Annotated in this window: 12 protein-coding genes; 2 read left to right on the forward strand and 10 right to left on the reverse strand. The window is 61.3% G+C overall.

Features of this window, described 5'->3' with window-relative positions; translation table 11 throughout:
• The first annotated feature begins 22 nt into the window (after positions 1-22).
• Positions 23-931 carry a LysR family transcriptional regulator gene (locus tag KHO33_RS28140; RefSeq protein WP_234480670.1) on the forward strand — a complete coding sequence of 303 codons (909 nt, stop codon included), beginning with the start codon at positions 23-25 and terminating at the stop codon, positions 929-931.
• A gap of 169 nt (positions 932-1100) precedes the next feature.
• Here KHO33_RS28140 and KHO33_RS28145 read toward each other — a convergent pair whose 3' ends face one another.
• The 9 genes from KHO33_RS28145 to KHO33_RS28185 all read right to left on the reverse strand — a co-directional run bounded on the left by KHO33_RS28145 (position 1101) and on the right by KHO33_RS28185 (position 10872).
• Positions 1101-1517 (reverse strand): PLP-dependent transferase, encoded by a 417-nt coding sequence (locus KHO33_RS28145; protein ID WP_200566276.1) that lies wholly within the window; start codon positions 1515-1517, stop codon positions 1101-1103.
• Positions 1486-2925, reverse strand: a complete 1440-nt coding sequence (locus tag KHO33_RS28150; protein WP_200566278.1) for an aldehyde dehydrogenase family protein — start codon at positions 2923-2925, stop codon at positions 1486-1488. The genes KHO33_RS28145 and KHO33_RS28150 overlap by 32 nt, the downstream gene beginning before the upstream one ends.
• A 91-nt stretch (positions 2926-3016) precedes the next feature.
• Positions 3017-3895, reverse strand: a complete 879-nt coding sequence (locus KHO33_RS28155; RefSeq protein ID WP_200566280.1) for a PhzF family phenazine biosynthesis protein — start codon at positions 3893-3895, stop codon at positions 3017-3019.
• Between the two features lie 149 nt (positions 3896-4044).
• Entirely contained in the window at positions 4045-5361 is a 1317-nt protein-coding gene (locus KHO33_RS28160) for an MFS transporter (protein WP_200566282.1), read from the reverse strand.
• Between the two features lie 66 nt (positions 5362-5427).
• On the reverse strand, positions 5428-6909 hold the full coding sequence (locus tag KHO33_RS28165; protein ID WP_200566284.1) for an aldehyde dehydrogenase family protein: 1482 nt from the start codon (positions 6907-6909) through the stop codon (positions 5428-5430).
• A gap of 88 nt (positions 6910-6997) precedes the next feature.
• Positions 6998-7804 (reverse strand): aspartate dehydrogenase, encoded by an 807-nt coding sequence (locus KHO33_RS28170; RefSeq protein ID WP_200566286.1) that lies wholly within the window; start codon positions 7802-7804, stop codon positions 6998-7000.
• 132 nt (positions 7805-7936) lie between these two features.
• A complete protein-coding gene (locus KHO33_RS28175; protein ID WP_200566288.1) occupies positions 7937-8845 on the reverse strand; it encodes a LysR family transcriptional regulator in 909 nt (302 codons plus the stop codon).
• A gap of 27 nt (positions 8846-8872) precedes the next feature.
• A complete protein-coding gene (locus KHO33_RS28180) occupies positions 8873-9589 on the reverse strand; it encodes a transporter substrate-binding domain-containing protein (RefSeq protein ID WP_200566290.1) in 717 nt (238 codons plus the stop codon).
• Positions 9590-9672: 83 nt separating this feature from the next.
• Positions 9673-10872, reverse strand: a complete 1200-nt coding sequence (locus tag KHO33_RS28185) for a pyridoxal phosphate-dependent aminotransferase (RefSeq protein ID WP_200566292.1) — start codon at positions 10870-10872, stop codon at positions 9673-9675.
• A gap of 273 nt (positions 10873-11145) precedes the next feature.
• Here KHO33_RS28185 and KHO33_RS28190 point away from each other — a divergent pair, with 273 nt between their 5' ends.
• Complete coding sequence (locus tag KHO33_RS28190) at positions 11146-12585, forward strand: aminotransferase-like domain-containing protein (RefSeq protein ID WP_234475469.1); 1440 nt, start codon at positions 11146-11148, stop codon at positions 12583-12585.
• Positions 12586-12612: 27 nt separating this feature from the next.
• On the opposite strand, the gene KHO33_RS28195 is transcribed toward KHO33_RS28190, so the two are convergent.
• A complete protein-coding gene (locus KHO33_RS28195; protein WP_200566296.1) occupies positions 12613-13506 on the reverse strand; it encodes a LysR family transcriptional regulator in 894 nt (297 codons plus the stop codon).
• Positions 13507-13543 lie beyond the last annotated feature (37 nt).

Consider the following 13543-nt stretch of genomic DNA (forward strand, 5'->3'; position numbering starts at 1 on the left):
TCACGGATAATTCGCATGAGTCATGCAAGCAGATAAAACGATCTCGCATGGGGTCCTGGATGACCTCTCGGCCTTCGCCGTGGTCGCGCGGCTGCGCAGTTTTTCCCGCGCTGCCGCCGAATTGAACGTGTCCAATTCGATGCTGAGCTATACGATCAAGCGACTTGAAGATCGCCTCGGCTACCCACTCCTTCGACGAACCAGCCGCAGCGTTGCACCCACCGCCGAGGGGCAAACGCTCCTGCTGACGCTCGAACCGGCTCTCGATGCAATCGACGGCGCCTTGGGAGACCTCAGCCGAATCCGCGATCGCATTTCAGGCACCCTCCGGATCACCGCCACTCGACAAGGATATGAGGCCGTCATCCGTCCGGTGCTAGCCGACTTCTGCACGACCTATCCGGAAGCAACCGTAGAGGTCATCATCGACTATGCCTTCAGGGATCTTGTTGCCTGGCATTTCGACGCCGGCATCCGGCTGGGCGAGAAACTCGAACAGGATATGGTCGCTCTGCCGGTCGGGCCGGCCCTGAGAATGGCTGTGGTTGCCTCGCCGGAATATTTGTCGCGGTATTCTGCTCCCAGTACACCGGACGATCTTCAACATCACCGATGCATCAACTACCGGATGGAAACGGCAGGCAGCCTCTATTCGTGGGAGTTTGAGAACGGCGGTCGGAAATTGAAGGTGGCGCTGTCGGGACCGCTGACATTCAACGAGCCGGATTTGATGCTCGAGGCCGCGATAGACGGTCTTGGCGTAGCGTACGTGTTGGAGCATGAGGCAGCGCTCCATATCGGGACTAAGCGTCTGGTCCGGGTGTTGGAGGACTGGTGCCCTCCCTTCCCCGGATTCTTCCTCTACTACCCGTCTCGCAAGCAGGTTTCTCCTGTGTTGGCAGCGTTGTTGAAGCACTTGCGGGCACCGTGAAACCACTCATCGCTCAACAGAAACGTCAGTGACAACCCGGCCAATCGGTAAGGGCATGTTCGATTTCGGTCGGCGAGATGCTCGAGCCGCCGGATCACGGCGTGTATATCCGTAGCGCCATCACCTAATCCAACGGCACTGTAATAACAGCACGCCCTACGGCGCTTCACTAGCTCCGTGTGGTTGGATGGCTGGCTCCACCAAAGTCACGGAGCCTCGCATGATCAGCCACGCATTGAAAGACATGATCGCCACTCTTCAGGAACGTGAAGAAGATCGCATGCAACGCAGCAACACCCGTGCTAAAAACGGCTGCATCCTCACCGCGCTCCATTGCGGCAAGCTTACGCTCGAGGCAAAGCTGATTGTGGCCAGAATTGCGGGTATAGAACAGCGTTTGAGAATCCGACCAGTCGAATGAAGACGGGTCATTGGGCAACTGGTACGAGTTCGCCATCACGATCGGCGTGCGGATCGCGCCCGTCGTGGCGTCAACGACGTTCCCGGCATGTACGGCCTGGCTGGCGAAAGAAAGGCTTGCCGGTTCGTCCTTATCAGGCCGTTGCTGACTGTTCATGGTTGCCATATACCGTCTTCCTGATGCACACGACCTTCGGTTGAGTCATTTCCTCGTACGCAAATCTGACACCTTCGCGGCCGAGGCTTCCGTACTTGAATCCCCCAAACGGCATGGCGTCGAATCGGTAGTCCGACGAGTCGTTGATCATGACCCCGCCAGCCTCCAGCCTGTCGGCCGCCTTGAGCGCGGCATGCAGATCATTTGTGAAGATGCCGGCATGCAGACTGTATTCGGCGCTGTTGGCGAGCAAGAGTGCCTCATCCAGTGTCTCAATCCGCTGAAGAACGACAACCGGGCTGAATATTTCCTGCTTCCACAGGTCGCATTCGAAGCTGACGTCCTCAAGTACCGTCGGCGAGTAAAGCGAACCGTCCTGAGTATTGCCGCACAGCAGTGTGGCTCCCTGACTGAGCGCGGCATCCACCACGCGTCTCGTGCGAGCCGCTGACTGAGCCGTGATCATCGGCCCAACGTCCGTATCAGGCAACGCAGGATTGCCCGTCTTGAGCACTTTGGTGCCGGCAACGAAACGCGTCCTGAACGCGTCATAGATGGACGACTGAACCAGAATGCGTTGCGTGCCAATACAGTTCTGGCCTGCGGCCCAGAACGCTCCTGACACGCACGACGTAGCAGCGTCCTCAAGGTCGCAGTCGTTCAGAACGATGACGGGTGCATTACCGCCCAGATCCATCGCAAGCTTTTTGAGGCCCGCGGAGCTGGCTATTCTCTCTCCGGTTGCGAATCCACCGGTAAACGAAATCATTCTGACGTCCCGGGACGAGACGAGTGCTTCGCCGAGCGCTGCGCCACCTGTCGCAACCGACACGACGTTCGGCGGCATGCCGGCCGCCACCAGATATCCAACAAGCTTGATCGCCGACAGCGGCGTGAGTTCGGAGGGCTTGAGAACGACGGCATTGCCGCCGGCGATTGCCGGCCCGAGCTTATGCGCAACCAGGTTGAGTGGATCGTTGTACGGCGTGATCGCAACGATAATGCCGAGCGGTTCCCGAGTGAACCACCCCTGGCGGTTTTCCGATCCGCCGTACGCGTCGAACGGCACGACTTCACCTGCGTTTCGACGCGCCTCATCGGCGGAGAGCTTGAGCGTGCTCACACACCGCAGCACTTCTTTCCGGGCCTGCTTGATCGTTTTACCCGCTTCCGCGACGATGAGATTCGCAAAGGCGTCGCTATCACGTTCGACGAGCGATGCGCAGGTTTCGAGCACGCGAGAGCGTTCGTGGCGGGACAGGCTCCGGCAAACGCGCGCGCCCTCCTTCGCGGTCTGGATCAGCACTTGCGCGCCTTCCGGCGGAATGTTCACGACCGTGCCGACTTCGACGCCATCGAAGGGATTGGTGACCGAGATGAAGCCGGGCGATGAGTCAATGGGGAATGCGGAATTCATTTCGAAGCGCCTGCGTCCTTTCTTGCGAATGCGGAAAATTTCAGAAGCCAACGCGCAAGCCGTTTCAGCGCGTCTCGCGTCCGGTCCCTGTCTAGAGCGTAAGCGAGCCCTCCACAGATGTGACGCAGGAACCGCCCACGCGCACATTTCCGTTCGCATCCACGCTCACCTTGATTCGCCCATCTCGACCGACGCACCGTCCCTGAGCCGCCACATAATCTGTGCCGCCGGGCGGCAACAGTCCACGCTGCCACTGGAAAGCAGCCACGCTGCCGTTACCGCTTCCGCAGACTGGATCCTCCTCCACACCACAGGACGGCGCGAAGGTGCGCACTTCGATTGCAGCATCGTCTCCATGCTCGCGCGGGCCGAATACGGTCAGGCCCGTGACGCCCAGGCGGCGCTCGAGCTCCGCCAACCTGGCGAAATCCGGCTGAAGGTTGAGTACGGCAGCGGCATCGTTCAGATGCACAACGATCCAGATGGCGCCGACATTCACGATGCCTGGCGCAGTCTTCTGGTCCACTTTGCAGCCGAGGATCAGCTCCAGCTCCGCCACATCTTCCGCGTGCAACGGCTCCAACTTCGCAGGTGGCAGGTTGAACGTGAGCAGGCGGTCTGCGCCTCGCTCCTCGAGCGTCAATTCAACTAGACCGATACCGCATTGTTGAACCAATCGACCGCTTTCGCGCGGTGTGACACGCCCCGCTTCCACGATGGCGTGAGCACTGCCCAGAGTCGGATGTCCTGCGAAGGGAAGCTCGCTACGCGGCGTGAAGATTCTCAAGAGATAGTCGGCCCCGGCTGTTGTGGGCGGAAGGACAAAGGTCGTTTCTGACAGGTTGGTCCAGCGCGCGACAGCTTGCATCGCGTCAGTGGTCATGCCCTCCGCGTCCAATACCATGGCCACCGGATTGCCCAGAAACGGCCTCACGGTGAAGACGTCAACCACTTTATAAGATCGTTTCATGTTCGCCTCGTCTGACTCCAGTGGACATCTGGGCATTCTTTAGATGCAAGTGCAACACATGCATCGTAGCGCGTGCCGCCCAACCGTAACAGTCACAGTTTTTCGCCTATGCAACCATTACAATTTCGCCCGACCAGAATGGCAAACGCTCACCGGTTGACGACCCGCTTCGGCATTGCCAGCGCCAGCACGCAACCCAGCAGCAGGCAGATACCGAACGTGATGACACCCGTGCCCACGCTATGTGTCCGGTCTTTCAGCCAGCCAAGGAAATAGGTACTCGCGAAGCCTCCAAGATTGGCAATCGAGCACGCGAATGCAATACCGGCTGCTGCTGCCGTGCCGCGAAGAAACGTTGACGGAAGCGCCCAGATCACCGGCATCGCCGCCGCGGCCCCGGCGTTGGCCACCGAGAGAAGGATGACGATGGCGGGCACGCTGCCCGGGAAAAAGGCGCTTGCGATCAGGCCAAACGCTGAGCACAGCAAGGGCACGGCAACATGCCAGCGACGTTCCCGGAACCGGTCGGAACTGATCCCGGTTAGCAGAACCATGACCACCGCCAGGCCATTAGGGATTGCCATCAGCGCGCCAATCTCGATCGCACTTCTCGCGCCGGCATCGCGCAGCATCGTGGGCATCCAGAAACTGATCGAATAGAAGCAGAGCAGTACGCAGAGGTCGAGATAACCCACCACCCATACTTTCGGATTGGCAAACGCCTGAGCCAGCCGATGCTCCTTCTTCTCCTCCCGATCGATTCCGATGTCCCGCTTTAACCTCGCGAGTTCGGCAGCGCTGAGAAAACGCGCACCTTGGTGCGTTTTCGGCAGGAAGATATAAACGAGCACACCAAGCAGCACGGAAGGCATTGCTTCCAGCGCGAACAGCCACTGCCAGCCTCGCAAGCCATGCACGCCGTCAAAGATCGACAGTATCCAGCCTGAGAGCGGCGCGCCGATCAGACTCGACAGCGGCAAGCCCACCATGAAGAGTGCGACAATCCTGCCGCGCCGCGCGTCGGGAAACCAGTAGGTGAGGTAAAGCAGTGCGCCGGGCAGGAACCCGGCTTCCGCCACGCCCAGCAGGAAACGCACGAGATAGAACTGCCCGGGCGTCTTCACGAACATCGTCAGCCCTGAAAGCACGCCCCATGTGACCATGATGCGCGCGATCCAGAAGCGGGCGCCGACTTTCTCGAGTATCAGGTTGCTGGGCACTTCAAACAGGATATAGCCGACGAAAAACAGTCCGGCGCCGAGCCCGTACACCGTTTCGCTGAATCCAAGTGAATCGAGCATCTGCAGCTTGGCAATGCCTACATTCACACGGTCCAGAAACGCGGCAAAGAAGCATAGACCCAGGAATGGGGCGAGACGCCATGTGAGCTTGCTATAGAGACTGCGCCCGGTCGGGGCGTCATCTTCGAGGTCACAGGAGGGGATGTTCAGGGGAGACGTCGACATGTTGGATCCTGGAAGAGGGCATGGAAGACGCGTTTCGCAGCGTTCAGCGAAACGCGCGACCTGGCTTCACGAATAGTTGATCACGAGCAGCTTGATTTCCGACATCTCGTCCATCGCGTAACGTGTGCCCTCGCGGCCGGTGCCGGATTCCTTCCAGCCGCCGAAAGGCATGTTGTCGATGCGATAGATCGGCACGTCATTGATCATCAGGCCGCCCACATCCCATTTCTCCAGCGCCCGGAACGCGCGCTGCAGGTCCCGTGTGAACAGGCCGCCCTGCAAGCCATAGCGTGAATCGTTGGCACGCTCTACAGCTTCATCGAATGTGCGATAGCTATTGAGCGTGAGTACGGGTCCGAAGATTTCCTCGTCCTCGACCAGCATTCCGCGTTGGGTATCCGCCAGCACGGTCGGCTGCACGACTGCGCCGACACGCGGGCCACCGGCCAGCAGACGCGCGCCGCCGGTCAGCGCTGCGTCTATCCAGCCCTGAATGCGGATAGCCGACTTCTCGTCGATCACCGGACCCACGTCGATGCCCTCTTCCATCGGATCGCCGACCTTGCACGCACGCACCTTGTCGAGCAGCCTGGCCTCGAACTGGGCGCGTACGTTCTCGTGCACAAGAATGCGCTGTACACCAATGCAATACTGCCCACCGAACACCACGCCGCCACGAACACACCGCGCCGCTGCAAGGTCAAGATCCGCGTCTTCCGCCACGATCACCGTGCCGTTGCCGCCGAGCTCAAGCGCGACTTTCTTGTGGCCCGCAATCGATTTGATATGCCAGCCGACTTTGGCACTGCCCGTGAAGGTCACCATGGCGAAGCGGTCGTCCCGGACCATCGACTCCGCAAGAGGAATACTGCAGTGACACACTTCCAGCGCGCCATCGGGCAGACCCGCATCGCGCATAACTTCCTGCAGCAGAAGGCTCGTGAGCGGTGTTTGCGGTGCGGGCTTCAGCACGACGGCATTGCCTACCGCAATCGCCGGCGCGACTTTGTGCAGGACAAGATTGAGCGGAAAATTGAACGGCGAGATCGCCAGGATGAGACCAATCGGAAAACGCCTTGCAATACCCACGCGACGCCGCATGTCCGCCAGTTTGTCGAGATCGAGACGAGACAATTCCGTAGCGCTGCCGCTGGCATCGGTGGTCTGGTATTCGAAAACGCCCGCGTCGACATCGAGCGGTACTTCTTCACCATGACTGCGCCGCGCTTCGGCAGCCGCGTTACGCAAGTTGAAGATGCCACGCGAAACCTCGCCGCGCGCATCGTACAAGGGCTTGCCCGACTCCGCCGCGATCGTGCGCACGAACTTGTCGCGCCGTGATTCGATCAAGTCCGCCGCGCGTTGCAGAATATCCGCGCGGGTGAATCGAGGCAGTTGGCGCATGATCTCGAATGCGGCTTGTGCGCGTTCGATCGATCGTTCGACAGCGTCCGCATCGGCAATCGGCATATAACCGACCACAGCGCCGTCATAGGGGCTGCGCACGGCGTCGGTTGGTTGGGTTTGCGTCTCAATGTAATATTTCATTTGGCATCCTTATCTATGATCGGTGTTTTTATTTTTGGCCGCTCACTGCGAATCCGCGTGGGGATCCGACGAGAAGCGCTCTCGTCGGCTATGCGACGACCAGGGTCTGGTTGAGGTCTGCGATCGCACGTACGAGACTGCACGGCGCCAGCATCGAGGTTTTGGGATTGCTCGGCAGGGTCTTGCCCGTGACCGCAATGTCGATGTGGCCAAAATCGCCTTCGGCCTTGATCCGGTGCGTGTTGCCGGTGGCAAGCGGATCGACATACAGCACCACCCTGGTCCGATCGAAGCCGACGCCGGCCAGCGCGACCGCAGCGGCCACGTTGGCGTTCTGTGGAAAGAGGCGCGCCGCATCTCGCGCCGTGCCCTCATAGAAGGCGGTCGGCCGCTCGATGTCGTCGAGCACAACCAGCGCTTCGGCGGGCGTGCCCCGCCAGGCGCCCGGCGCCTTGTGCGATTCGTAGCGCACCTCGTGCAGGCCGGCGAACTTCGCCGCGCCAAGCGCGTCGAGCCCGCCCAGCGCGCCGGAGGGAATGCGCAAACGCGCCCCTGCAGCGGTCGCGCTACCGATCAATAGCGTCTCGAGCGTCGGATCCGCCAACGCACCGACCGAGGCGACGAGCATGTCGTGCCCTGCCGCCAGCACGGACGGCCCCAGGTTGCGCAACGCTTCATGGCCTGCACATTCGACGACGAGGTCGAGATCACTCTCAAGGAAGTCGCCAACGCTATCGACAATCCGGGCGCCGGCGTCGAGCGCCTTGCGCGCGCCCTCGCGATGTGTGTCCCGTTCATAGATAGCCACGACACGGACGGCCGGCACGTACCGGCTCAACAAGTCGTACAGCAGGCTACCGATGGCGCCGCATCCTATCAATCCAACATTCATCATGTCCCTCACTCGGTTCGTGGTGCCCGGGCTCGGCCCCACGTGATGAATGCATTAGATGGGATACAAATTTCCCGGGGAAGGCGTTCGAAGTGACGTCTATCGTCACAAAAACAGAACACTGGGGGTGATTGGTCAGGGAGACTGGTGGCTTGTCCTGAGACGCCGGATCAGAAGGTCGAGGAAACGCTGTGCCGCGACCGACAGTTGCCGCCCGCGAAAGCTGATCACGTCGATGGTCGCCGCCCCGGAATCGCGCTCGTCCAGCGGTACTGCCCGTAACCATCCGTGGGCCGTCTCCTGCTCGAGGGTAAGCGGCGGCATGAAGCTGACAAGATCCGATTGCCTGACGAGGTTCTTGATGACCTGCAGTGAGTTGGCTTCGATCGCAACCTGAAGCGCGACGTTCGCCCGTTCGGCAGCTTTTTCGATCAGATAGCGAATGCCGAATGTCCGCGCCGGCAACGCAACCCTCACGTTACCCAGTTCGGACATGGCCACTGTTTTACGGCCGGCGAGTGGATGCGCCGGCCGGCATATCATCTGCAATGGCTGGATCGAGCGGCCATGAAGATTGATGTCGTCGCGATTGAGGACATTGAATGCCATGCCAATCTCGGCGCGATGATCGACGAGCGCGTCGACAATCTGTGCGGTTCCGCAGACCTCGAGATGCACCGCAATGCCCGGGTGGTCACGCGAGAACTCCGTAATCAGGTCGGGCATGAAGCTATGGACGGCAGCTTCGACCAGCGCAATCCTCACCACGCCATGGCGCAATGAGCTCAGGTCGTCCATTGCAGCGTGCAACTGCTCGACGTGGCGCGTGTTGGCGTTCACGTAGTCGAGCAATAGCTGGCCGGCCGCGGTTAGCGTCGCGCCGCGCGGTGAGCGGTCGAACAACGCCGCGCCGAGTTCCTTTTCCAGATTGCTAATCTGTTTGCTGATCGCGCTGGGTGCAACGAAGAACGTCTCCGAAGCATGTCTTAGCGAACCCGTGCGCGCGACTTCGGCGAAATACCTGAGTGACTGGGGCTGGATCATTCCGCACAGGCTGCGCTGACGTTGCGTTCAGGTTGCGCTGACGCTGTCGAGCTCCGTCTGCGTGAGCCCGTACTTCGCCATGCGGGCACGGTGATCAGCCGAACCGAGGTACTTGCGAAGTTGCTCATTCACCGCCCGTAGAAAGTCAGGATTGTTCTTGCTGAACGAGAACGCGCCGACAGGCGCTCTGCCATCCTTGCTCGTTTCGTGCGCCACCACTTCCAGTTCCTGATTGGCGCTGGCAAGAACACGGCTGCCAACCGCCGTGCTCGCGTAGGCGTCGATTTTTCCCGCAAGCAGCGCGTCGATCGCTTCGGTTTGGCCCTTGAACGCCACTATCTGGCTATCCCTCACGCCGACCGACTTTGCAGAGTCGAGCTGAACTGTCCCGGCGACGATCCCAAGCCGCGCGTCGTTGCGCGCTGCAACGGTCGCATAGCTCGTCAGCGCTTTCGGATTGCCCTGACGAAGCAGAAAGCCGTCGCCCAGCGCCCAGACCGGCACGCTGAACGCAACGCGCTCGGCGCGCTCAGCGGTCACGAAAATGGGTACGTTCATGTCCCACCGGCCTTCCTGCACACCAGGCAGAAGTTCTTCGAACGAGGTCAACTGATGTTCGATTGAGGTCACACCGATCGCCCGAAGCACCACCTCGGCCAGTTCGATGTCGGCGCCCGTCGCCGAATGATCTTCACCCGTCCAGTAGAACGGCGGTTCCTCGAGATATGCGATTCTTACTTTCATAGCTGTGCTCCACATGTCCAGTAGTTAAGATTCCGCTCGCCCGCCCTTAGGCGTGGCGATTCATTCCAGCCTATGCCGACAAGTCACGCCGTAGCGGCGTCCATGACCGTTGAAAGTGCCGACAGTGCGGGTCCGAGACGCGCAGGCGGCAGGTAGCCAAAGCCTAGCCGGAATACACGGCTGCTTTCGCCAAACCACGCGCCGGATGCGAGTTGCAAATCATGACCCGGCAGCAGATCCCAGAAACGCGCGACAGCAACTTCGTCGAATGCGTCGGCACGCAGGCGCAGGCAGCACAACGCGCCGGCGTCAGGACGCACCCACTCGATACGCTCGTCCTCGCTCTCGCACCAAAGCGCCAGTTCATGGAGCGCAGCGGCGAGCAAGCGGCGTCGCGGTGCGAGCACGCCTTCCCTGTTGCGCAGAAGCGCTGTGGAGAGCGTCTCGTCGAGAACCGAACCCGATATCACGGTGTTCATTTTGGCGACGGCCAGACGCTCCCGCAGATCCGCGTTCTCCACGGTGAGCCAACCCGTGCGCGAGCCCGGCGCGCCGAGCGCCTTCGACACCGACGCGCCGGTGACGATACGTGCATCCAGTCCCGCGAAACTCTCGAGCGCCGCATTGTCGCCATAGGTGGCTTCCCGATAGGTCTCGTCGATAAAAAGTATCGCGTCAGGAGCCCGCTTTTCCATCAAGACGAGAAGTTTCTCGACGTCGGCACGGGACGTCTGGATACCCGCCGGATTCTGTGGCGAAGCGATGCTGACCAGCTTCGTTTTCGGCGACAGACTTGCCTCGATCTGCTCCAGGTCCAGCCGATAGCCATGCTCGAATGACAGCTTGACCTCGCGGACACTAACACCGGCGCCGAGCAGGCAATCACGGCTCGGCGGAAAGCAGGGTGTCGCGAGGACTGCTTCGTCGCCCGATCGGCAAACTTCGAAAGCGAGAAGAAACAGACCGAGCGCAGTACCTTGTGTCGTGATGATCTGCTCGGCTGGCACCTTGCAGCCCTCGGCAATTGCCTCGCGAAGCGCGACCGAACCAGCGGATGTGCCATAGCCGAGCTTCAGATTGCGGATATCCTCGAGACCCGGCAGAGACAGGAGTTCGCCGAGCGTCAAGTCCTGCGACGTGCTCTCCGCCAGGTTGAACGGCCGGTTCACATTGAGAAGTGAAATGATCTCGTTGCGCGGAAATCGCCCGCGCCACGCCTCGGGATTCGATTCGCTGAGGCCAGCCTGTTGTCGTTCGTCGAGATTCCGTTGAATACCCTGCATGCTTTTGCCTTGCGTTTGCTGTGAATTGTTTGTCAGACGATCCGTTGCAAGCAGCCAGACAGCCGTTCCAGCCTGGCTCCGACAGCATTTATCGCTGTACGCAGCACCCCGGCTCCTTCAGACGCGATCGCAACGCCTGCATCGTAGCGCCCACCGGTCGACCATAACAGTCACAATTTTCCGCAAAATGGACCATCACAATTCCTCTTGGCGAGCCGGGGCGCCGGGTCGATAATCGTGGATTACACCGATCACCCCGTTGCGAGCCCTTCCATGGACATGGACACGCCCACTCCGTACCGCTACGAGCGCCTGGCCGAGCTCATCGTCGGCATGATCGACAATGGCGCGCTCGCGGCGGGCACGCGTCTGCCATCCGTGCGCGCCGTCAGCGAACAGCACAGCATCAGCATCTCCACGGTATTACAGGCGTATCGCCTGCTCGAAGATCGCGGCATCCTCGTCGCGCGGCCGCAGTCAGGCTTTTACGTCGCGGGCTCGCGCCGCGGCGCACTCGCGTTGCCGTCGGTCTCGCGGCCGCGCGCGAAAGCGTCGACGGTGTCGATCAGCGGCGCCGTCGCGGGATTGCTCGAGCACGTATCGAATCCGGCGCTGGTGCCGCTCGGCTGCGCCGTACCCGACGCGGCGCTGCTGCAGTCAAAGCGGCTCGACCTTGGGCTCGCGCGTGCCGCACGTCAACACGGCACGCGCTACAACATCTATTGCGCACCGCAAGGCGACCCGCGCCTGCGCCGCGAAATCGCGAAACGGGCGATGCACTTCGGGCACGCGCTGTCACCCGACGACCTGCTCATCACGAACGGCTGCACCGAGGCATTGACGCTCGCGCTGACCGCCGTCGCCAAACGGGGCGATTCGATTGCGATCGAATCGCCCACTTACTTTGGCCTCCTCCATACTCTCGAAGTGCTGGGCATGAAGGCCTTCGAGCTGCCCACCGACCCGACGCGCGGCATCGACGTCGACGCGCTCGCCCGCCTGCTCGATACGGAACCGGTGGCCGCCTGCGTACTGTCGTCGAATTTCAACAACCCGCTGGGCTGCGCGATGGCCGAAGCCGACAAGCGGGCACTCCTTGCGCTGCTCGCGCAGCATGCCGTGCCGCTGATCGAAGACGACGTCTACGGCGACATCCACTTCGGCCGCGAGCGGCCCAAGCCGTTCATCGCGCTCGACGGCGGCGCCAATACGATCTACTGCAGCTCGTTTTCGAAGAGCCTTGCACCCGGGTACCGGGTCGGCTGGATTGTGGCGGGCGCCTATGCGCAACAGGTGATGGAGCGCAAATTGGCATTCAGCCTCTGCTGCCCTGTTCTGCCGCAGGTCGCGCTCGCAGACTTTCTGGAGAGCGGTGCATACGATGCACACTTGCGCGGCGTCCGGCGCATCTTCGAAGAGAACCTCGGGCGCATGACACGTGCGATCGAGACAAGCTTCCCGGCCGACACGAAAGTGAGCCGGCCAGCAGGCGGCTTCATGCTCTGGCTGGAACTGCCGAGGCGCTTCGACTCGCGCGCGCTCTTCGACGAAGCGCTCGAACAAGGCATTTGCTTCGCGCCCGGTGATGTCTTCTCCGCAAGCCGGCGCTTTCGCAATTGCCTCCGGCTGAGCGCTGGGCATGCCTGGGACCATCGCATAGAAGACGGCGTCCGCCGGCTGGGAGGGCTCGCGCAAGCGTTGCTCGAGGGTTGAGTGGCTTTAGTGCATGGACACGTGAACTCAGTTCTCCCGTGCATCGCTGGCGCAATGCTCCATCACTTCGAAGAGCGCCCGTTTTGCCGGACTATCAAGCCGCGTATATGCAAGACCGATACCGGTCCGGTGACCGGGAAGATCGAGCGGACGCGCCACGACCTTGGGCGGCAAAGCCAGCGCCGCCTCGGCTGGAATGACGCCGATGCCGAGCCCTGCCGCCACCAGCGCCAGCATGGTCGGGAATTCACCCAGCTCCTGAGCGATGTTGAGCACCGCCCCCTGCTGTGTCAGCGCGACGAGCATCTCGTCGTAGAAACCGGGCGCGTATCGCCGCGAGAGCACGAAAGCGGGCGAGCCGCTCAGGTCAGTCGGATGAATCAAAGGCTTTGCGGCTAACGCGTGATCTTCGGGCACCGCCACCACGAACGATTCTTCGAGCACGACGCGCGTTTCGAGTCCTGAGCCGCTCACAGGCATGCGTAGCAGGCCGAAGTCGAGCTTGTTGTCGTGCAGCGCCGCGATCTGGTCCGGCGTCGTCAGGTCCTTCAACTCCAGCGTGATGAGCGGATAGCGTGCGTGCATACTGCGGATCAGATCGGGCAGCAGCTTAGGCAGGACCGACGACACGAACGCAATGCGCAGCACGCCAATCTCCCCGCGCGCGGAAAGCCTCGCGGTCTGCTCCGCGCGCTTCGCCTGATGAAGCGTGGCGCGCGCTTCGGGCAGAAAGAGCCGCCCGGTGTCGCTCAACGCGACGTTGTGCCGGTCACGCTCGAAGAGCCGTACCTCCAGTTCCCCTTCCAGTGCCTTGATCTGCATGCTCAGCGCGGGCTGCACGATACATAGGCGCTGCGCCGCGCGGCCAAAATGCAGCTCTTCAGCCAGCGCTACGAAGGCGCGCAGGTGCTTCAATTCCATGGTGTCTCTCCGCAAGCGGGCGCTTGTCATCACGAAT

This window comes from Paraburkholderia nemoris, assembly GCF_905221015.1.
GTDB classification, from domain to species: domain Bacteria; phylum Pseudomonadota; class Gammaproteobacteria; order Burkholderiales; family Burkholderiaceae; genus Paraburkholderia; species Paraburkholderia nemoris.